Here is a 19,187-nt window from a genome sequence, read left to right on the forward strand (position 1 = left end):
ACCCCACCGGAGCCAGCCCACCGGAGCCAGCCCACCGGAGCCAGCCCACCGGAGCCAGCCCACCGGAGCCAGCCCACCGGAGCCAGCCCACCGGAGCCAGCCCACCGGAGCCCGGAGCTTTCGCTCCGGGGCTCCGGTGGGTCCTACGCCTGCACGAGCGGCTCGCGGGTGAACAGCGCGCCCATCGCCGGCGCGTTCACCCGCCGGTCCGCCAGGCGCAGCCCCTCCCACACCGTGACCTGGTTCGCCGTGAGGACCGGCTTGCCCACCTCCTTCTCCAGGGCGGGGAGGTGGGCCGCCGTGTGCAGGGCCGCGTCCGGGAGGAGGACCGCCTCCGCGTCCTCGTGTCCGGCGGCCCGCGCCAGCGCGAACAGCTCGGCCTCGCCCCAGGTGCCGGCCCGCGCCGCCGAGGCGGTCCCGGAGCCGCTCACGGCGACCACCTCGACTCCGCCCGCCCGCAGGAAGTCCGCGAACAGGGCCGACACGTCGTCCGGGTAGGTCGCCCCGACCGCGACCCGCCGCACCCCGAGCTCCCGAGCCGCGTGCACGAAGCCGAGGGCGGTGGAGGAGGCGGGCAGGCCGGCCGCCTGGGCGAGGGCGCGAACCTGGTCCTGCGCGCCCTCCCAGCCGTGCACGAAGCTGCCGCTCGTAGTGGCCCAGACGACCGCCTCGGCGCCCGACATCCGCAGTCGCTCGACGCCCGCCGCCAGCCGCTGTGGTGCCCCCGTCTCGCGGAGCGCGTCCACCCCGCGCGCGTCCTCGCCCAGGTCGGTGTGGACCACGTCCACCCGGATGTCGCTGCCCAGGAGCTGTTCGATGCGCTGGTAGTCGTCCTCCGCGGCGTGGCCCGGGTAGAGGAGTCCGAGTGCTGTCATGTCCAGCCTTCCCACTGCTGTTCTTCGTCCGGCGCTTCCGGCGGTACGGGGCCGGGTCGCGCCGCCGGATCGACCGGCGTCCGGCACGGCCCCACGACTCGGGTACCCAGTCGGCGCCGCGCCCCTCCCCCCGCGTCCCGTCGAGGCACGCGTCCGCCGGCCCTCACGGGTCCGTCCGGTCCGCGCCCGGCGCCCGGGGTCGCGGTGGCGGCGGGTGGGCAACAGGCCGTACGGACGCGTGTGTTGACGGTCGGGGGTCCGGGTGCCAACGTGGTCGCTCCGCGCCGCCCGTCAGAGGGCCCGCCACCTGGAGATACGGTTCCGTATGGCCGATCCCGCTCCCCTCCCCACGGTTCTCGTCCTCGACGCCGAGCCGCTCCCCCGCCTCGGCCGGCTCACCGGCCGGGCGCGGATCGAGCACGCGGACGAGTCGACGCTCGCCGCCCTGCTGCCACGGGCGGACGTGCTGCTCGTGTGGGACTTCACCTCGCGCGCCGTCCGCGCGGCCTGGCCCGGCGAGGGCCGCAGGCCGCGCTGGGTGCACACGGCGAGTGCGGGCGTCGACCACCTGCTGTGCCCGGAACTGGCCGCCGACGACACCGTGGTGACCAACGCGCGCGGCGTCTTCGACCAGCCCGTCGCCGAGTACGTCGCCGGTCTGGTCCTCGCGATGGCCAAGGACCTGCCGAGGACGTGGGACCTCCAGCGGGAACGGACCTGGCGTCACCGCGAGTCGCAGCGGGTGGCCGGAACCCGCGCCGTCGTCGTCGGGTCCGGCCCCATCGGACGCGCGATCGCCCGCACCCTCAGGGCGCTCGACGTACGGACGGCCCTGGTGGGGCGCGCCCCGGCCACCGGCATCCACGGCCCCGAGGACCTGGACCGCCTGATGGCCCGCGCCGACTGGGTGGTCGCCGCCGCGCCGCTCACCGAGGCGACCCGCGGCATGTTCGACCGGCACCGGTTCGGCGTCATGCAGCCCTCGGCCCGCTTCGTCAACGTCGGCCGAGGACAGCTGGTCGTCGAGGAGGCACTCGTGGACGCGCTCACCCGACGCTGGATCGCGGGCGCGGCCCTGGACGTCTTCGCCACCGAACCCCTCCCGCCCGACAGCCCGTTGTGGCAGGTCCCCAACCTGCTGGTGTCCCCCCACATGAGTGGCGACACGGTCGGCTGGCGCGACGAACTCGGCGCCCAGTTCGTCGACTTCTACGACCGCTGGGAAGCAGGCCGCCCCCTCCCGAACACGGTCGACAAACAACGCGGCTACGTACGGGGGCGCTGAACGGGGGTCCCGCGAACCCCCGGCGACGGGGTCCGAGCCGGCCCAGCGGCAGGGGGCGCACAGGCGCCGACCGGGGGTGCGGCAGTCCGCCCGCGGCGCGGCGGGCCGAAGCAGCGCGGCACCGGCCGGGTCGACGACCCGTAGGCCACCGGGGCGCCGGGCGCTGCGGCACGACGCCGGCGCGCCGAGTCCTCGGCGAACCGAGCACGACGGGCGCACCCGGAGTCGGCCGCGCGGCCGGGCCAAGGGCCACCGAGCCGCCGGACTGGTTCCACCGGGCCACCGGCGGCCCGCGGTGCGGCCGGGTCCGGGATTTCGCATCGCGGTCCTGCGGCTACAGGAAGTGAAGGCGCCATGACGCGAGGTCCGCCGCCTGGGTCATGACCCTGGCATGTGCCAGTGTGCCTGGGTCGCTGATGGGGAGGTCGGAATCTCGTCAACACCCGCTCCGAACCGGCCTTTTGGCCGTTATCGTGGAACTGATCCGCTGTCCGGATCGCGGCCCAAGAAGCGAGCGCAGGGGGAAACACCGTGGCGCTGAAGCACGAGCCGACCGCGCCGTACCACTCGGCCCAGGACGCACTGCGTGTCCTGGAGACCGTGGCACGGCACACCACCGGAGTCACCGACGCCGGCCTCGCCCGGCACACCGGCCTCAGCCCGGAGCGACTGACCACGCTCCTGCGGATGCTGCGCCGGGAACGATACGTGGAGCAGGGCGCCGACGGGGCGTACGTCACCGGCGACGCCCTCACCCGCCTGGGTTCCGCGCACGACCGGGAGGCGGCCCTGCGCGAGAAGCTCCAGAGCACCCTCGACCGGCTGCGCGACTCGCTCGGCGCCGCCGTCTACATCAGCCGGTACGTCGACGGCGAGGTCACCATCTCGCAGTACGCCGACGGCCCCGCCGCCCCCTCGGTCAACGAGTGGGTCGACTTCCGGCACTCCGCCCACGCCACCGCGGTCGGCAAGAGCCTCCTCGGCCAGCTCGACCACAACGGTCGGCGCGACCACCTCTCCCGGCACAAGATGGCCCGCCTCACCTCGCGCACCATCACCAGCGACCGGCTGCTGCTCTCCCGGCTGGAGTCCCAGCCGCCGACCGTGCCCCACCTGGATCTCCAGGAGTACGCGATCGGTACGGTCTGCGCGGCCGTCCCGATCACGGCCGGCTCCGCGGTCGGCTGCCTGGCGCTGTCCCTCCCGGTCGAGCACGCCCACCGGCTGCGCCAGGCCGCGGACGCCCTCAACCGCAACGCGGCACCGCTCCTCCTGTCACTGGCGATCCAGACCTGATCCAGACCCTGTACGGGGTTCCGGGGCGCCCCCCGGGACCCCCGGGAAATGGTCGGAAGCACCCCCGCGCAGCAGGTAGTATTTTTCCGTCGCCGACCGCGTGAAGCGGACGGCGAGGGTCATGCGCCGCTAGCTCAGTTGGTTAGAGCAGCTGACTCTTAATCAGCGGGTCCGGGGTTCGAGTCCCTGGCGGCGCACCATCTGCGATCTGGGCGTTCTCCTCTCGGGGAGAGCGCCCAGATCGTTTTCGGGGTCGGATGCCGACGAGGGGCTGACGGCGCCGTGAAAGCTCATGTCCGCGATCCGCCCCGAGTTCCGGCAAGACGGCCTGGCCTTCGACCCCCGCCACCCGGTCCTCGGCGGCCCGGCCTGCGCTGTTGAGGGCTGCGACCGGCCGGCCCGCAGCAACCGCATGTGCTGGGGACATTCGGTGCGCTGGACCCGCGAGGGGAGGCCCGACCTGGAGACGTTCCTGGAGACCACGCCCGCAGGCTGGGTCGGACACCGGCCGCTGAACGCTTGCGCGGTCGACGGCTGCCGCTACGGACTCCACAGCCACGGCATGTGTCAACGCCACTGGCGGCAGTGGAAGCGGTCCGGGAGCCCGCCGATGCCGGCATGGCAGACGTCCACGGCGCCGTTGCCCGTTCCGTCACCATTGCCCGAGGTCTGCCAGATCAGCCCAGGTCGACCGCGCCCTGCTCGACCGCTACCTGGCCGATCTCCATGCCGCGATGGGCGGCGCAGCACGCACAACGCGCACATCAGCAACCTGAACACCTTCCTGCGCACGATCCGGGTGCACCGCTGGGACGAGACACTGCCGGGCAGCGCGGCCTTCGTCCCCGAGGACTACCCCACGGCGCCGCCTCTGCTGCCCCGAGCCGTGGCCGAGCACGTCATGGCCCAGGCTGACTTCACGTGATTCCCCAGAGGGGGTCGTCCTTCTGGTGCGTCGGGCCTCGTGCATCGGGAACCTTGGCAGCCGCCTGATCGTCCTCATCGACATGCCTTGTGTTCTCGTTCTTGGAATCGACCCGCGTGCAGTGCCCGGCATGGACGGAGACAGCATCCGAGCGGCCCTCGATCAGGAACTGACCCGGTTTGGCGAACACGCCATCGATGCGTCCATGACGCTGATCGGGCTGGACGAGTCGGCGGAGTCGACGATCGTCGCAGCACTGTCCGAGCACGACTGGGACGTCGTCGTCATCGGGGGTGGGATCCGCAAACCGGAGCCGCTTCTGCCGCTCTTCGAGCAGGTCGTGAATCTGGTTCGGCGTCATGCGCCGCAGGCCGCAATCGCGTTCAACACGAGCGGCGGCGACAGCGTCGAAGCAGCCAACCGGTGGCTGTGAGCCAGCCCCCGAGCCCAGTCCACCGCGTCGCTCTTCAGTAACGATCGGCCCGTGCTAACCGGCCCTCGAATGCGTTACGCGGCCAGGTCGAAGACAGTGTCCTTGACCTGACCGCCCAGGTCACAGCCACGCTTGATCGGCGAGCTTGAGACAACCGCCATCGCGGCGAAGAAGCCGAACAGCAGCTTGCCGGGGCCGGTGGGGTCGTAGATGCCGGGCAGCGGCCCGGCGAGCATCTCCAACACCAGGCCGTGCTCGGTGCTGTCGCCGAGGTCAGATCAAGGCCATGCTGCATATGATCTGGCAGTGAACGCTCCCGTCATACTCAAGTCTGCCGCGACGGCGACCGCTCCCGCTCTTGTCCTTCGCCCCTGGTGCGCGGAAGACGTTGCTGCGCTGGTTGAGGAGTACCAGGACCCCGAGCTGCGGCGTTGGACGAACTCTCGTTTGGAGAGTGAGGACGATGGACTGAGATGGGTGCGGGCCCAGGAGCAGGGTTGGGCGGCAGGCGACCGGTTCGCCTTCGCAGTCCATGAAACGGCCCTTGAAGCGGCGCCGCCACGGTTGGTGGGCAACGTGGTGATCAAGGAAGTCGCATCCGCGCCCTCTTCCCTACCTGGCAAGCGGCGCACACTCCCGGTAGGCGCGGACACATAGAACGCCTGCTCACCCGTCTCGTCTCGCCGAGACGTCCCCTGTGCCATGCGTGGCGGCCCGCAGTGGCGAGGGCGGGTCCCGTCGCCGGTGACGCGGCACCGGGCCCCTTCGCCGGTATCCGCCACCGGAGGCTGAGGGACGCGGGGTGCCGTCTATCTGCCGAGCAGGGCCTCGCGCCCCCGCTCCCGGTACCGCGTCACCAGCTCCTCCGTGTCCTGTCCGGTCAGCCTGCGGTAGGCGGACTCCCCGGGCGGCCGCCACCACACGGGGTCGGCGCACCGGAAGCCCTCCCGTCTGAGGCCCGCTCGGTGGATCTTGTTCGTGGCGGTCACCGGCATCCGCTCGACGACCCGTACGAACCGGGGTGCCATCTTCGTGCCCAGATCCGGCTGGGCGAGCAGGAACTCGGCGAACTCCAGCGGGGCGAAGGTCCCGGCGAGGGCCGCCATCACCTGGTCGCCGGCCACCGGGTCCGGCACCGCGTAGACGGCGACGGCGGCCGCGCCGTCGTAGCGGGCGAGGATGTTCTCGATCACCGCGGCCGCCAGGTTCTCGCTGTCGACGCGCAGCCGGTCGTCGGCGCGGCCGGCGAAGTGGAGGTAGCCGTCGGCGTCCCGGTAGAAGAGGTCACCGGTCCAGTAGCAGCCGTCCCGCCGGCGGGCCGCGTCGGCCTCGGGGTTGCGCCAGTAGCCCTCGAAGGGGTTGGGGCCGCGGTTCACCAGCTCGCCGATGGCCTGGTCGCCGTTGAGCAGCCGCCCGGTCTCGTCGAACAGGGCGGGCGGGCACTCCCTGCCGGTGTCCGGTTCGAGGACCACCAGGCCGGGTGCCGCCCGGCCGACCGCGCCGGCCGGGGTGCCGGGCGTCCACTGGATCGCGGCCCCGCCCTCCGAGGAGCCGTAGCCCTCCACCAGCCGCACCCCGAACCGGCGCCGGAAGGCGGCCGCGTCCACCGCGCCCGCCTCGGTGCCGAAGCCCAGGCGCAGCGGGTTGTCCCGGTCGTCGGGGCGTGGCTCGGTGGCCAGGATGTACTGCACGGCGCGGCCCACGTAGGTGAAGTACGTCGCCCGGTAGGCCCGGACGTCCGTCAGGAACCGTGAGGCCGAGAAGCGGCGCCGCAGCGCGATGCCGGCGCCCGCGGTGAGCGCGGGTGCCCAGTCGGCGATCACCGCGTTGCCGTGGAACATCGGCATGCAGATGTAGTGCACGTCGTCGCCGCGCACCCCGAACTGGTCGGCGAGCGAGCGGCCGGCGGCGGCCAGGCGGCCCTGGGTGCAGATCGCGGCCTTGGGGGCGCCGGTGGAACCGGAGGTGAAGTAGAGGAGCAGCCGGTCGCCCGGCGCGGCCCGGGAGACGTCGGGCTCGGCGCCGGCGTAGGGGGCGAGGAGGGAGTCGTACTCCTCGGTGCCGGTCACCAGCAGGCGTACGCCCGGCAGTTCGAGGTCCGTGAGAAGCGGCAGGTGGGCGGGTTCGGTGACCAGGACGCGGCACTCGGTGTGCAGGATGTCGCGGGCCAGTTCGGGTCCGCGGCGCGTGGGGTTGATCCCGGCGACCGCGGCCCCGGCCAGGGCGGCCGCGCTCAACCAGAGGGGATATTCCGGGGTGTTGTCGAGGAGGACGCCGACGTGCGGTTCGGCGTCCGGGGGCAGCAGGTCCGCCAGCAGGGCGGCGCGGGCGGCCGCCCCGGCGGTGACCTGGTGCCGGGTGAGGATCCGGTCCTCCGACCACAACCCCGGCCGGTGGTCGCCCCACCCCTGTCCGACCAGCTCCGCGACGGTGGTACGACGCCTCGTGGACTCCATGAGGGCGCACGGTAGTTGACGTATCGTCAGATGGCGAGGGGTGTGCCGGCCGTTCCGCCCTTGTCCGGGCGACGGCTCTCAGAAGCCGGAGGAGTCCGAGCTCCCGAAGACCTCCGCGTACTGGACCATGAAGCCCACGCAGAACACGACGACGACGCCGAGGAACGCGAGGAGGCCGAAGGTGGTCGCCGCCAGCTTGCCGCGCCTCGGCTCGTGCGCCGTGGCCACCACGTCACGGCCGTCGGTGTAGTAGACGGTCACGTAGTCGCCCTCCACCACGGTCGCCGGGCCGTCCTCCTCCTCGAACCGCACCACCCGGCCGTCGCGCGCGGTGAACTCGTAGACGTGGTGCAGCGCGGTGCGCACGGAGGTGTTGCCGCTGCCGCCGTGGGTCGTCGTGAAGGTCCGCAGACAGCGCGCCTCCGCGGTGAGCCCGCTGTTCCAGGCGCCGCGCACCTGGAACCAGCGGCGGACCACGCTGTACGCGGCGAAGAGGGCGCCGGCCATGATCAGGCCGGGCAAGAGATAGAAGACCACGTCCATTGAGCTTCCCCCGAGGTCAGGTACATCCGGTGAGGGGAACTTACCCGCCGGGCGCGCCCAACTGACTCAAGAAAGGCTCAGTTCTCGGCCGATGGCCCGGGCGCCCGCGGAGGGCGCCCGGGCCGCGGTCCTCGGGCCCTGCCGGACGACGGTCAGAACGTGACGTCGGAGCAGGCGTAGAACGCGTTGCCGGTGTCCGCGATCGTCCACACGGCGACGACGACATGCCGACCGCTGAGCCCGGTCGGCAGCGTGCCGCTGTGGGAGAGCGTGGAGGGCGGGCGCTGCCCGTTGTACGGCACCGTGAGGAACGGTGTCGTGTTCAGGTCGGAGCGGGCGAGGTTGTGGTTCTGGTTCCAGCCCTGCCTGGTGACGTAGTACTTGAAGTCGGTCGTCGCGTGCATCGCCGTGAACTGCCAGCGGAAGGTGTAGCTCTGACCGCCCGTCACCCTGGTGGCGGGCCAGGCGCCGCCGGAGGGTGTCCTGGGGCTGTCGAGCTGGGCGAAGCGGGTGTTGTTGCCGGAACAGATCCGGCCGTCCGCCGCGCCCCCGGCCGGGAAGCCCTTCGGCCCCTCGACGCTCTGCGGCTCCCACTGGATGTCACCGCAGTCGGTCACGGTGCCGTTCTGGCAGAGTTTCTGCCGGCTGATGGGGAGATCGGTGTAGCCGTGGCTGCTGGCACCACCGGAGGAGAGCACGAAGGCTCCGGCGGTGGCGAGGCCCACCACGGCGGCATACAAGCTGGTCTTTTCGCGCATGCTGCCGCTCCTGGAGAACGTGGGGGAGGTTCTGTGAGCCGTGCAGGTCTAGACCAAGTTCCAGATTATTGCGGCCTCTTGAACATGTCCATACCAATCGGGGAACGTGTTCGGCGGGCCGTCAGGACGCCGTTTCCCCCCGCCCCGAACAGAACGCCACCGTCAGGTCCTTCACCAGCGCCGTGCGCTCGTAGTCGTCGAGCTCGACCAGCCCGCGCATGGTCAGCCGGGTCACCGTGTCCTCGACCGAGTCGACCACCGAGCTGAGCACCGTCGCCCGCTGCTGCGCGTCCAGCGCGGCGATACGGCGGCGGGTCATCGCCGCGGCCACCTCGGGGGCGTACTCGACCCGGACCGGCTGCACCGAGAACACCTCGAGCCCGACCGGCGCCGCGTCCGCCGTGACCAGCCGGGTCAGTGCCTCCCCTGCCGCGTCGACGGAGCCCCGCGCGGTCCCCGGCAGCTCCAGCGGCACCCGGACGAGCGCCGCCTCCACGCACTCCCGCAGATACGTCTCGTGGTCGTCCACCCCCAGCGTCGCCCGGGCGGCGTCCCGCACCCGCCAGACCACCAGGACCACCACCCGCAGCGCGACCCCGTTGCCGTCCGCCGCCGGCATCGGCTCACTGCGCCAGTGCCGCAGCCGTACGTCGACCCGGCGGCGCAGCAGCAGCGGGTTCACCCACATCAGTCCCGTGCGCCGGACGGTCCCCCGGTAACGGCCGAACAGGCCCAGCACCCACGCCCGCCCGGTCCGGCCGCGGGCCAGCCCGCCGAACCCGAACAGGCCGAGCGCCACCGCACCCGCGTACGCCGCCCACTGCGCGGGGCCCAGGCCCGCCCCGGCGTACGACGGCAGCCGCAGCGCCCGCGTCACCAGGGACGGCAGCTCACCCGCCCACCACGAGGTGACCGCGCAGCCGGCCAGCGCGCAGGCACCGGCGAGCACCCCCACCGCTCCGGGCAGCACCCGCGCCGGCCGCTCCACCAGGGTGGGGTCGACCTGCGGCACCAGACGCGCCTTCGCGGCCGGCGGCCGCCGCAGCCGGGGCTGCTCCCCCGTGCCCTGCCGGCGTCCCACGACCGCCGGGCCCAGCGGCACGGCCGAGGGCAGGGGCTCGTCGCGGAACAGGAGGTGGACGGGGATCTCCGTGGTCGCCTCGTTCTGGATGAGGCGGGCGGTCCTGGGCGGGGGGTCCGCCAGGGCGGGAGGGGGTGCGGGAGCCTGTCCTTCGGACTCGGGGGTGTGGGGGGTGGTGGTGCTCATGCTTGCCTCCAGCCTTCGCGGTTCGCGTTGGTGTGACCTGCGGTCCGGCGGGGTGAGGTGGGGTGGGGGCGATGGGCTGCGCCGGGGTTTCGGGTACGGGTGCGGCGAGGTTCAGGTTGTTCGCGCCGTTCCCCGCGCCCCTGTCGGGCTGCGCCCGGGGGTCGGGTGCGGGCGCGTGGTGGTTGAGGTTGTTCGCGCAGTTCCCCGCGCCCCTGCGTGCGCCGTTCCCCGCGCCCCTGTCGGTGCGCCGTTCCCCGTGTCCTTCACGGCTCGCCGTCCCCCGCGTTCGTTTTCCAGGGGGTGGGGTCAGCGGAAGAGGCGGCGCCAGGTTTCCGGGCCCGGGTGGCCGTCCGCTGCGCCGCCTCGCCAGCCCTGGGCGCGCTGGAACGCCTCCACGTTGCGCCGGTCCGCCTCGCCCCAGCGTGGTCCCGGGCCGGTCGTGTAGTGCTTGCCGAAGCCCTTCTTCACGAGTTGCCGGCCGAGGCGGGTGACGTGGTCGTTGACCGCGCCGGGCCGGAACATCGCCCGCCCCGGATAGCCGGGCACCCCGTGCGAGGAGGGCACGGCGGGTCCGGCCGCTCCGGGCGCGAGGTCCCGGCCCGCACCGGTGGCCAGCAGGGTCCAGGTGCGGGGGCCCGGCAGCCCGTCCGCGTCCGCGCCCGTCCAGCCCTGCGCGCGCTGGAACGCCTGGGTGGCCCGCCGGTCGGTGTCCGACCAGCGCGGGCCGGGACCGGAGGTGTAGTAGGGCCCGGCGCCGCGTCCGACGAGCATCCGGCCCAGTTCGGTGACGTGCTTGTTGTGGGCTCCGGGCCCGAAGTAGGCCGCTCCCGGGTACGGGGCCGCCGCCTTGCCGGGGCCCGGTTTCGGGTCGGGCGTGGCGGCGCCCATGTCCGGCGTCCCGCCCGCCGTGCCGCCCGCGAGCCCCTTGTAGCGGTAGGCGAGGTAGTCGTCGGAGTGGCTCCAGTAGGCGTAGGGGGTGGGCTGGCGGCGGGTGGTGGGGCGGGTCTGCTCGTAGGCGGTGTAGTAGGTGTGCGTGGAGTCCGTCCAGCCGCCGAAGAGGACGACGTGGGAGCCCTGCTCCGGGTTGTCCGGGTTGTGGAAGAGCAGGATGTCGCCGGGCTGCAGGTCGTCCTTGGCGATCCGCACGCCGTACTGGCCGAGGCTGCCCGTCCACTCGTTCCCGGGCAGGTTCCAGGCCATCGAGACATAGCCCGAGCAGTCCTGCCGGTACCCGTCGAACCAGTACTCCGACATGCTGTACGGCACCTTCGCGGCGACCCAGGTCATGGCTCGCCCGATGATCTCGGCGCGGGTGGTCGCCGGCGTCCTGACCACGCCGGCCGGACCCGTCGGAGCGCCGGCCGGACCGTGCAGCGGGGCCTTGGGGCCCTGGGGGGTGTCGGGTTCGCCGTCCGCGGGAACGGCCGTCCGGCCGGGGGTGAGCGGGGCGGCCACGGCCGGTGGCGCCTGGCCGACGCCGAGGCCGGCGGCGGCCGCGGCGGCGGCCGCCAGGATCACCGCCCGGTGGGCCGCCGGGTGGCCGCCGGTGCGGCCGTTTCGGGAGTACGGCAGCACGCGCCGCCAGTGGACGCAGCCCGGGCAGTCGCAGTCGCTCGCGGGATCGACTTCCTCGAATACCGCAGTCTCCATGCGACGCCCCTCATGCTCCGGGTGGAAATGTACGCAATTGTGCACGTTCGCCAGTTTCCCAACTGTCGTCCGCACGCGCATGCTGACGGTCCGAATGATGTACGGCGAGCCACCCGGGGCGGGTCGCCCGGCCGGGCCGGCGCCCGGGCGGGTGGTTCGGAGCACGTCCGGACGTCGGGTAGAGTTGTGCAGGTCAGCAGGCGCCGCTAGCTCAGTTGGTTAGAGCAGCTGACTCTTAATCAGCGGGTCCGGGGTTCGAGTCCCTGGCGGCGCACAGACAGAGCAGGCCCCCCGTTCATCCGGGGGGCCTGTTGCTTTCCGGCGCGGCGCGACGCCGTGATCAGTTGTGGGCGCGGAAAAGGCAGAAGTAGGCACTTCCGTAACTTCTCCGCCCGCCTGGACACAAAGACTCCACAAGGCCCCCACCCGCGCCACAATGAGCGCGTATCACCGGTAAACACCGCGTTTCGCAGCTTGCGATCATGATGAACGCCATAGAACCCTGGCCTCCAAGCTGCCGTGGATTCGCGGCAGTTGGGGGGACAGCGAGCAGATTGCCGGTGATGCGGGGAAGAGGGGCCCCGTTGCCGAAGGATGCCGAGGGGGGCGTCGCGCGATCCGCTGGTCACAGTCCGTGTCCCCACGTGCGCACCATGTGCCGACTGTGGCCCATCAAGGACGCGCCTGCGAGGGCCGAGGGGGGTCCGACCAGGCGTGAGGAACCGACGAACACGCGTTCACCCGCGTGTTGGGGGGATGACTCATGACGTCGACGCCGACGGGCGCCCGGCAGAATTCCGACCCAGCTCACACCGCTCGACCAGGAAAGACCTCGCACCACACCGCGGACACCGGAGCCTCGCACCGAACCGCGGCCGCACTGCCGACCTACGACTACGAGCACTACAGCCGGCTGGCTGGACCCCTCACCCAGCCCGATCCGAACAAGCCGTACAGGGTCAGGTACCGCTCCCTGATCTCGCAGGAGCCGCACCGCGTCCGGGTCGCCCTGATGCTGGCCGCCGCACCGCTGCTCTCGCTGGTCCTGCTCGGATGGCTGCTCCAGCCCGAGCACTGGACCGAACGTGACTACCCGGCCTTCCGCTGGCTGCCGGCCCTCGACATCGTGATGCTGGTCTCGATCGGTCTGATCGAGTTCTTCCGCTGCATGAACGTGCTGTCGAACGCGCACGCCACCCTGGTCGCCCGCGACCCGGTCCCGGTGGTGCCGGAGACCGGCACGAGGGTCGCCTTCCTGACCTCGTTCGTGCCCGGCACGGAACCCCTGGAGATGGTCACGCGCACCCTGGAGGCGGCCGTCCGGGTCCGCCACCGGGGGCTGCTGCACGTCTGGCTCCTCGACGAGGGCGACGACCCCGCGGTGAAGGCGGTCTGCGCACGCCTCGGCGTGCACCACTTCTCCCGCAAGGGTGTCGCCCGGTGGAACCGTCCCAGCGGCCCGCACCGCGCCAGGACCAAGCACGGCAACTACAACGCCTGGCTGGAGGCGCACGGCGACGACTACGACTACTTCGCCTCCGTCGACACCGACCACGTGCCGCTGCCCAACTACCTGGAGCGGATGCTCGGCTTCTTCCGCGACCCGGACGTCGGCTTCGTCATCGGCCCACAGGTGTACGGCAACTACGACAACCCGATCACCAAGGCGGCCGAGTCGCAGCAGTTCCTCTTCCACGCGCTGATCCAGCGCGCCGGCAACCGCTACGGCAGCCCGATGTTCGTGGGCACCTCCAACGCCGTAAGGATCAGGGCGCTCAAGCAGATCGGCGGCCTGTACGACTCGATCACCGAGGACATGGCGACCGGCTTCGAGATGCACCGCGCGAAGAACCCGGCCACCGGCCGGAAGTGGCGGTCGGTCTACACGCCGGACGTGCTGGCGGTCGGTGAGGGACCGGGCGCCTGGACGGACTTCTTCACCCAGCAGCTGCGCTGGTCGCGGGGGACGTACGAGACGATCCTCAAGCAGTACTGGAAGGGCTTCTTCTCGCTGCCGCCCGGCAAGCTCTTCAACTACACGATGATGATCATCTTCTATCCGATGTCGGCCCTGAACTGGATCCTGGCGGCCCTGAGCTGCTCACTGTTCCTGGGCCTGGGCGCATCGGGCGTGAACATCGACCCGACCGTGTGGCTGATGCTCTACGGCAACGCCTCCGCGCTGCAGATCGGCCTCTACGTCTGGAACCGCCGGCACAACGTCTCCCCGCACGAACCGGAGGGGTCGGGCGGGGTGGCGGGCATGGTGATGTCGGCCCTGTCCGCACCGGTCTACGCCCGCTCCCTGATGGACACCGTGCTGCGCCGCAGGAGCCGGTTCGTGGTGACGCCCAAGGGCGACTCGGCCAGCCCGGACACCCTGTTCGGGACCTTCCGGATCCACCTGTTCTTCGTCGGGGTCTTCGGCGGCTCGATCGCCGCCGGAGTCACGCTCGGGCACGCCCACCCCGCGATGGTCACCTGGGCCTCCTTCGCCCTGCTGGTCACCGCCTCACCGATCCTCGCCTGGGGGTGGTCGCTGCGGGCGGCGAGGCGGCGGCCGGCCGACCCGGTCCCGGAGCGGCCGCGGGACGCGGTGCCGGCTCCGGCCGTGGTCTCCGCTCCCCCGGCGACATCGCCGTACGCCCAGCCCGGACCCGAGCAGCAGAACGGGCCGGCGCACCGGGCCGGCCGGACCGGGCCGGGCGGGACGGCGGGCGAACCGACCGTGCGGATCGCCGCGGGCGGAGCGGGGGGCCGTAAGGAATGAGGGATCGCGCCGGACACCGCAGGGTCCGCCGTTTCGCGATCGCCGGCGCGGTGGTGCTCGCGCTGGCCGGGACGAACGGGCCGTGGGCCTACCGCTTCGGAACGGAGCAGTACCACACCTACGTGATCAACAAGGCCGAGTACAAGGCGGCCAACGGCCACTGGGACGTCCTCGAGTTCCCCAAGGAGTACCGCCAGGACACCATTCACGCGGCGCTGCTGCGCACCGGGCGGGTGCTGCTCATCGCGGGCTCGGGCAACAGGCAGGCCAACTTCGACGCGAAGAAGTTCGACACCCGGATCTGGGACCCCGTCAAGGGGACCGTCAAGAAGGTCCCGACACCCAAGGACCTGTTCTGCACCGGTCACACCCAGCTCGCCGACGGCAGGCTGCTGATCGCGGGCGGCACCAAACGGTACGAGAAGCTCAAGGGTGACGTCACCAAGGCCGGCGGCCTGATGATCGTGCACAACGAGAACCCGGACCGGCCCATCACCCTGCCCGCGGGCACCCGCTTCACCGGCCGGGAGAACGGCAGGACCTTCCTGTCGAAGGACCCGGTCCTGGTGCCCCGCGCCAAGAAGGTCTTCGACACGAGAACCGGGAAGTTCCTCCGCAACGATCCGGGGCTCGGCCGTATCTACGTCGAGGCGCAGAGGAAGGGCTCCCGGTACGAGACGGGCACCCAGGACAACTACCGGATCAGCGGCCTGAGGGGGGCCGACGCCCGCAACACCTACGGCATCGCCCAGAAGCTGGCCCTCGACAAGAAGGACTTCCAGGGCATCCGGGACGCCTTCGAGTTCGACCCGGTCGCCGAGCGGTACATCAAGGTCGACCCGATGAACGAGGCCCGCTGGTACCCGACGCTCACCACCCTCGGCGACGGCCGGGTCCTCAGCGTCTCCGGGCTCGACGACATCGGCCAGCTCGTCCCGGGCAAGAACGAGACCTTCGACCCGGCGACACGGAAATGGACGTACACCCGCGAGATCCGCCAGTTCCCGACCTACCCCGCGCTGTTCCTCATGCAGAACGGCAGGATCTTCTACTCGGGTTCCAACGCCGGGTACGGGCCCGACGACATCGGCCGGGACCCCGGCATCTGGGACGTGGACACCAACCGCTTCACCAAGCTGCCCGGACTGAGCGACCCCGACCGGCTGGAGACGTCCGGGACCGTGCTGCTGCCGCCGGCGCAGGACGAGAGGTTCATGGTGATCGGCGGCGGCGGGGTCGGCGAGTCCAAGCTGTCCAGCAACCGGACGCGGATCATCGACCTGAAGGCCGAGAACCCCACGTTCGTCGACGGCCCCCGGCTGGAGAAGGGCACCCGGTACCCGCAGTCCTCGGTGCTGCCCGACGACACCGTGCTGGTGTCGGGCGGCTCGCGGGACTACCGGGGCCGCGGTGACTCCAACATCCTTCAGGCACGCATCTACCGGCCGGACACCGGCACCTTCGACCGGGTCGCCGACCCGGCGGTGGGCCGTAACTACCACTCGGGCTCGATCCTGCTGCCCGACGGCCGCGTGATGTTCTTCGGCTCCGACTCGCTCTACGGCGACAAGGCCGACACCAAGCCCGGCGAGTTCGAGCAGCGCATCGAGATCTACACCCCGCCGTACCTCTTCCACGGCCCGCGGCCCGACCTCTCGGGCGGCCCGCGCGCCATCGCCCGCGGCGGGTCCGGCACGTTCACCTCACGGCACGCCTCCGCCGTGAGGAAGGCGCGGCTGATCAGGCCGAGCGCGTCCACCCACGTCACCGACGTCGACCAGCGCTCCGTCGCGCTGGACTTCACCACCTCGGGCGACCGGATCACGGTCACGGTGCCGAGGAACAGGAACCTCGTCCCGTCGGGGTGGTACATGCTCTTCGTGGACGACGGGCGGGGCACCCCGAGCAAGGCGCGGTGGGTGAGGGTGCCGTAGCCACCACGCCGAACCGGTGACCGGTCACCCCCCGCAGGACGGTGGGGTGACCGGTCGCGCGCTTGCCGCGCCCCTTCGCGCGACGCGGAAGGGACACGGGACGGGAGGTGGGGAGGGGACGGAACGGAGGCGGGGAGGGCGCGGACGGGAGGCGGGGAGGGCGCGGACGGGAGGCGGGGAGGGCGCGGGACGAGGCGGGTCGGGCGCGGGACGGGGCGTCAGCCGGTGGATCCGGCCAGGTCCCGGGCGTAGGCGGGCCACCAGTCCCCCGCCTTCGGGCCGCCCTTGCACGTGCCGTCCGACTCGCCCGGCCGCTTGACCCACAGGTACGCGTCCGCCAGCGGGTCGGCGGTCCTCGTCGTCGGGGTCTCGCCCAGCGCGCGGCCCGGCGGGTTGCACCAGCGTTCGTCCGGATCGCCGCCCGTGTAGGGGCCGTTGCCGTTGCGGCTGGTGTCGACCACGAAGTGCTTCCCGCCGACCTTGGCGGACAACTCCCGGCCATACGCGAGGGATTGCTCGGTGGAGTAGAAGTTGGAGACGTTCACCGCGAAGCCGTCGGCCGCGTCGAGGCCCGCCCGGCGCAGCGGCCCGAAGATCTGGTCGGGGTGCCCCCAGCCCGCGTTGCCCGCGTCGAGGTAGACCTTGGCGTTCTTCAGTGACTTGAGCCTGGTGACGGCGTCCTTGAGCAGGGCGTAGCGCTCCTCGCCGAACGTGTCGGGCGTGCAGCCGTCGACCAGGTGCAGGACGGCGTCCGGTTCGAGGACCACCGTGACGGGCCGGTCCCCGACGCCCGCGGCCACGGCGTCGATCCAGGCGCGGTAGGCGTCCCCGTCGGCGGCGCCGCCCCGGGAGTACCGGCCGCAGTCGCGGTGCGGGATGTTGTAGAGGACGAGCAGCGCGGTACGGCCGACCCGGTCGGCGGCCTCGGTGAAGCCGCGGGCCTCCCGCTCGGGGTTCTCCGCGCCGATCCACTCGCCCGTCGGCTGCTCGGCGATCCTCCTGATCCGCTCGGCGTCGCGGTCCCGGCCGGCCTTCGCGTAGGCCGCCACCTGCCGGGCCGCGTTGCCGTCCGGGTTGACCCAGAACGGGTCGGCCTCCTTGGGCTGTTGGGTGATCCGTGCGCCCCCGCTCCCGCCGGTGGCGGCTCCGGCTCCCCGCCTTCCGTCCGCGCCCGCGCCGCGCTCCCCGCTTCCGGAGAAGCACCCCGTGACGAGCAGTGCCGCCCCCAGCACCACCGCGGACGCCCGCGCCGCCGAAGACATGGCGGCCCCCCTGCTGCCGTGCATCCAACTCCCCCTCGGCTGTACCGGTTTGGGTGCACCGGTCCGGGTCCCAATCCTGGCATACGTGACGCATGGCCACGAGATCGTCCGGATCTCCGAGGGGCGGGGCAGGCGTGCGGGAGGGGGCGGGCGTGCGGGAGGGGGGTGGGCGTAACGGAAGGGGCGCGCGATGAGGCGCACGCCCCTTGGGCGGGCCCCTGCGTGGCGCGCCTGTGGGCCGGGCCCGTGTGGCGCGGCCCCGTGGACCGGCTCGGGTCGGGCTCGGGGCGGGCTCGGGGCGGGCTCGGGGCGGGCTCGGGGCGGGCTCGGGGCGGGCTAGAGGGCCGTTCCCGTGAGGTAGGCCGAGACGATGACGTTCGCCGTGTAGCTGTGGCTCGCCCGGTCGAAGGTGCCGCCGCAGGTGATCAGCCGCAGTTCGGCGCGCCCGGCCTTCCCGGGCCCGTACACCTGGCGGGCGTCGAAGTGGTCGCGGGCGACGACCCGGACGTCGTCGACGGTGAACTCGGCGACCCTGCCGTCGTCGCGCACCACCCGGACCCGTTCGCCCGGCTTCATCGCGCTGATCTTGTAGAAGACCGCGGGCCGCGTCTCGGTGTCGACGTGCCCCACCATCAGCGCGGTGCCGGCGGCTCCCGGTTTCGCACCGGCCGCGTACCAGCCGACGACCCCGGGCTGGTCGAACGGCGGCGGCTCGACCGCCCCCTGCCCGTCCAGACCACGGGCGACCACCGGCGCCTGGACGGCGAGGTCGGGAATGTCGATGCGCTGCGGCACGGCGTCGCCGAGCGGCCGGACGGCGGGCGGCAGCCGCACGTCCGGCGGCCGTCCGACCGCCGCCATGTCGCCGGTGGCGGGAGCGGACGTCCCGTCTCGTCCCTCGGTCACGTCGCGGCCCCACAGCCACAGCCCGAGCAGCAGGACCGCCCAGGCCACGCCGGTGAGGAGCCGGCCGGTGCCGGCGGAACGCTCGTGATCGGACATGACACCTCAGCCCGTCCCGCGGCTCCGGCGCACCCTGCGGAGCGCGACAGCCCCCGCGGCGACGCCGGCCAGGACCAGCCCGGTCACCGCGTGCCCGGTGCCGACACCCGCCGAGCGGGCCTGCGCGGCGGCGACACGGGGTGCGGTACCGCCGCCGCCCGCGTGCACGGGGGCGACGGGCGAGGAGGGGGCGGAGGGCGCGGACGGCTCCAGGGTGCCCTGGTCCTGTCCTTGGTCCTGGTCCTGCCCTCGGTCCCGGTCCTGCCCCTGTCCGCGCCCGACGGTGATCCTGGCCTTGTGCTCGGCGCCACCGCAACGGATCTTCACGTCGTACGTGCCCGCGGTGACCGTGGAGCGGATACGGCTCTCGCCGACGAGCATGCCGTCGGTGTCGGTGAGCCGGATGTCCGCGACGAATGCCGCCGAGACGGCGATGCCGGTCTTCTGCGCGCAGCCGGTGACCCGCATCGCGATGTCACCGCCGGGGGCGGGGGACGCCGGGCTGACGGAGACACCGCCGTCCTGCGCGTACGCCGTCGGCGTGAAGGCGACGGCCCCGAGGAACCCTGCACAGAGAGCGACTTTCATTGAACCCATCGTGAACCTCCAGTCACCTGGAGACTCCCCCGCCCGCCCTGGCCCCGCATCCCCTGACGTCCCCCGCTGCTCCGATCGGGTGGCGGCGGGGACGGCCGGTTTCGGCCGCGCCCGGACGGCGCCGGGTGCGGGCG

The 19,187-nt window shown here is 72.5% G+C and carries 17 protein-coding genes and 2 tRNA genes; 9 read left to right on the forward strand and 10 right to left on the reverse strand.

All coding sequences use genetic code 11. The features are described from left to right. Positions 1 to 143: 143 nt before the first annotated feature. On the reverse strand, positions 144 to 875 hold the full coding sequence (locus tag AC07AZ_RS14970) for a maleate cis-trans isomerase family protein (RefSeq protein ID WP_478847580.1): 732 nt from the start codon (positions 873 to 875) through the stop codon (positions 144 to 146). Positions 876 to 1,200: 325 nt separating this feature from the next. On the opposite strand from AC07AZ_RS14970, the gene AC07AZ_RS14975 reads away from it, so the two are divergent. The 5 genes from AC07AZ_RS14975 (at position 1,201) to AC07AZ_RS14995 (ending at position 4,814) form a co-directional block, all read left to right on the forward strand. Next, positions 1,201 to 2,160, forward strand: coding sequence for a D-2-hydroxyacid dehydrogenase (locus AC07AZ_RS14975; RefSeq protein ID WP_478847582.1), 960 nt, complete (start codon positions 1,201 to 1,203; stop codon positions 2,158 to 2,160). Positions 2,161 to 2,691: 531 nt separating this feature from the next. After that, entirely contained in the window at positions 2,692 to 3,456 is a 765-nt protein-coding gene (locus tag AC07AZ_RS14980; protein WP_478847584.1) for an IclR family transcriptional regulator, read from the forward strand. Positions 3,457 to 3,579: 123 nt separating this feature from the next. Further along, positions 3,580 to 3,656 (forward strand) — tRNA-Lys (locus AC07AZ_RS14985). 92 nt (positions 3,657 to 3,748) lie between these two features. Beyond that, on the forward strand, positions 3,749 to 4,381 hold the full coding sequence (locus AC07AZ_RS14990; RefSeq protein ID WP_478847586.1) for a hypothetical protein: 633 nt from the start codon (positions 3,749 to 3,751) through the stop codon (positions 4,379 to 4,381). Between the two features lie 82 nt (positions 4,382 to 4,463). Beyond that, positions 4,464 to 4,814, forward strand: a complete 351-nt coding sequence (locus AC07AZ_RS14995) for a hypothetical protein (RefSeq protein WP_478847830.1) — start codon at positions 4,464 to 4,466, stop codon at positions 4,812 to 4,814. Between the two features lie 74 nt (positions 4,815 to 4,888). Here the strand turns inward: AC07AZ_RS14995 and AC07AZ_RS15000 are convergent, their stop codons facing one another. Further along, the gene (locus AC07AZ_RS15000) at positions 4,889 to 5,059 is read right to left on the reverse strand and encodes a hypothetical protein (RefSeq protein WP_478847840.1); all 171 of its coding nucleotides are present in this window, start codon (positions 5,057 to 5,059) and stop codon (positions 4,889 to 4,891) included. Between AC07AZ_RS15000 and AC07AZ_RS15005 the strand changes: the two genes are divergently transcribed. After that, on the forward strand, positions 5,025 to 5,471 hold the full coding sequence (locus AC07AZ_RS15005) for a GNAT family N-acetyltransferase (RefSeq protein WP_478847588.1): 447 nt from the start codon (positions 5,025 to 5,027) through the stop codon (positions 5,469 to 5,471). The two genes, AC07AZ_RS15000 and AC07AZ_RS15005, sit on opposite strands and share 35 nt — an antisense overlap. 152 nt (positions 5,472 to 5,623) lie before the next feature. On the opposite strand, the gene AC07AZ_RS15010 is transcribed toward AC07AZ_RS15005, so the two are convergent. The 5 genes from AC07AZ_RS15010 to AC07AZ_RS15030 all read right to left on the reverse strand — a co-directional run bounded on the left by AC07AZ_RS15010 (position 5,624) and on the right by AC07AZ_RS15030 (position 11,488). Then, on the reverse strand, positions 5,624 to 7,270 hold the full coding sequence (locus tag AC07AZ_RS15010) for a long-chain-fatty-acid--CoA ligase (RefSeq protein ID WP_478847590.1): 1,647 nt from the start codon (positions 7,268 to 7,270) through the stop codon (positions 5,624 to 5,626). 78 nt (positions 7,271 to 7,348) lie between these two features. Continuing rightward, the gene (locus tag AC07AZ_RS15015) at positions 7,349 to 7,813 is read right to left on the reverse strand and encodes a hypothetical protein (RefSeq protein ID WP_478847592.1); all 465 of its coding nucleotides are present in this window, start codon (positions 7,811 to 7,813) and stop codon (positions 7,349 to 7,351) included. A gap of 152 nt (positions 7,814 to 7,965) precedes the next feature. Next, on the reverse strand, positions 7,966 to 8,571 hold the full coding sequence (locus AC07AZ_RS15020) for a lytic polysaccharide monooxygenase auxiliary activity family 9 protein (RefSeq protein ID WP_478847594.1): 606 nt from the start codon (positions 8,569 to 8,571) through the stop codon (positions 7,966 to 7,968). A 121-nt stretch (positions 8,572 to 8,692) separates the two neighbouring features. Then, positions 8,693 to 9,838: an SPFH domain-containing protein gene (locus AC07AZ_RS15025; RefSeq protein ID WP_478847596.1), complete on the reverse strand. Its 1,146-nt coding sequence runs from the start codon at positions 9,836 to 9,838 to the stop codon at positions 8,693 to 8,695. Positions 9,839 to 10,144: 306 nt separating this feature from the next. Continuing rightward, positions 10,145 to 11,488 carry a peptidoglycan-binding protein gene (locus AC07AZ_RS15030; protein ID WP_478847598.1) on the reverse strand — a complete coding sequence of 448 codons (1,344 nt, stop codon included), beginning with the start codon at positions 11,486 to 11,488 and terminating at the stop codon, positions 10,145 to 10,147. Between the two features lie 200 nt (positions 11,489 to 11,688). On the opposite strand from AC07AZ_RS15030, the gene AC07AZ_RS15035 reads away from it, so the two are divergent. The 3 genes from AC07AZ_RS15035 (at position 11,689) to glxA (ending at position 16,192) form a co-directional block, all read left to right on the forward strand. Further along, positions 11,689 to 11,762 (forward strand) — tRNA-Lys (locus tag AC07AZ_RS15035). Between the two features lie 489 nt (positions 11,763 to 12,251). Then, positions 12,252 to 14,258 (forward strand): glycosyltransferase family 2 protein, encoded by a 2,007-nt coding sequence (locus AC07AZ_RS15040; RefSeq protein ID WP_478847600.1) that lies wholly within the window; start codon positions 12,252 to 12,254, stop codon positions 14,256 to 14,258. Beyond that, positions 14,255 to 16,192, forward strand: a complete 1,938-nt coding sequence (gene glxA / locus AC07AZ_RS15045; RefSeq protein ID WP_478847602.1) for a radical copper oxidase GlxA — start codon at positions 14,255 to 14,257, stop codon at positions 16,190 to 16,192. Before AC07AZ_RS15040 ends, glxA begins: the two co-directional genes overlap by 4 nt. A 218-nt stretch (positions 16,193 to 16,410) precedes the next feature. On the opposite strand, the gene AC07AZ_RS15050 is transcribed toward glxA, so the two are convergent. From AC07AZ_RS15050 to AC07AZ_RS15060, 3 genes are all read right to left on the reverse strand, one after another. Next, positions 16,411 to 17,478 (reverse strand): glycoside hydrolase family 6 protein, encoded by a 1,068-nt coding sequence (locus AC07AZ_RS15050; RefSeq protein WP_478847604.1) that lies wholly within the window; start codon positions 17,476 to 17,478, stop codon positions 16,411 to 16,413. A 312-nt stretch (positions 17,479 to 17,790) separates the two neighbouring features. Beyond that, positions 17,791 to 18,456, reverse strand: coding sequence for a class F sortase (locus AC07AZ_RS15055; RefSeq protein WP_478847606.1), 666 nt, complete (start codon positions 18,454 to 18,456; stop codon positions 17,791 to 17,793). 6 nt (positions 18,457 to 18,462) lie between these two features. Next, the gene (locus AC07AZ_RS15060; protein WP_478847608.1) at positions 18,463 to 19,053 is read right to left on the reverse strand and encodes a hypothetical protein; all 591 of its coding nucleotides are present in this window, start codon (positions 19,051 to 19,053) and stop codon (positions 18,463 to 18,465) included. Positions 19,054 to 19,187 lie beyond the last annotated feature (134 nt).

The sequence above is a fragment of the Streptomyces sp. NPDC043878 genome, from assembly GCF_056435735.1.

Coding starts and splice junctions, on each gene's coding strand:
- AC07AZ_RS15050 (WP_478847604.1), bottom strand. CDS start 17,478: ATGCACGGCAGCAGGGGGGCCGCCATGTCTTCGGCGGCGCGGGCGTCC.
- AC07AZ_RS15025 (WP_478847596.1), bottom strand. CDS start 9,838: ATGAGCACCACCACCCCCCACACCCCCGAGTCCGAAGGACAGGCTCCC.
- AC07AZ_RS14975 (WP_478847582.1), top strand. CDS start 1,201: ATGGCCGATCCCGCTCCCCTCCCCACGGTTCTCGTCCTCGACGCCGAG.
- AC07AZ_RS15010 (WP_478847590.1), bottom strand. CDS start 7,270: ATGGAGTCCACGAGGCGTCGTACCACCGTCGCGGAGCTGGTCGGACAG.
- AC07AZ_RS14995 (WP_478847830.1), top strand. CDS start 4,464: ATGCCTTGTGTTCTCGTTCTTGGAATCGACCCGCGTGCAGTGCCCGGC.
- AC07AZ_RS15030 (WP_478847598.1), bottom strand. CDS start 11,488: ATGGAGACTGCGGTATTCGAGGAAGTCGATCCCGCGAGCGACTGCGAC.
- AC07AZ_RS15005 (WP_478847588.1), top strand. CDS start 5,025: ATGCCGGGCAGCGGCCCGGCGAGCATCTCCAACACCAGGCCGTGCTCG.
- AC07AZ_RS15040 (WP_478847600.1), top strand. CDS start 12,252: ATGACGTCGACGCCGACGGGCGCCCGGCAGAATTCCGACCCAGCTCAC.
- AC07AZ_RS14970 (WP_478847580.1), bottom strand. CDS start 875: ATGACAGCACTCGGACTCCTCTACCCGGGCCACGCCGCGGAGGACGAC.
- AC07AZ_RS14990 (WP_478847586.1), top strand. CDS start 3,749: ATGTCCGCGATCCGCCCCGAGTTCCGGCAAGACGGCCTGGCCTTCGAC.
- AC07AZ_RS15020 (WP_478847594.1), bottom strand. CDS start 8,571: ATGCGCGAAAAGACCAGCTTGTATGCCGCCGTGGTGGGCCTCGCCACC.
- AC07AZ_RS15060 (WP_478847608.1), bottom strand. CDS start 19,053: ATGGGTTCAATGAAAGTCGCTCTCTGTGCAGGGTTCCTCGGGGCCGTC.
- AC07AZ_RS15015 (WP_478847592.1), bottom strand. CDS start 7,813: ATGGACGTGGTCTTCTATCTCTTGCCCGGCCTGATCATGGCCGGCGCC.
- AC07AZ_RS15055 (WP_478847606.1), bottom strand. CDS start 18,456: ATGTCCGATCACGAGCGTTCCGCCGGCACCGGCCGGCTCCTCACCGGC.
- glxA (WP_478847602.1), top strand. CDS start 14,255: ATGAGGGATCGCGCCGGACACCGCAGGGTCCGCCGTTTCGCGATCGCC.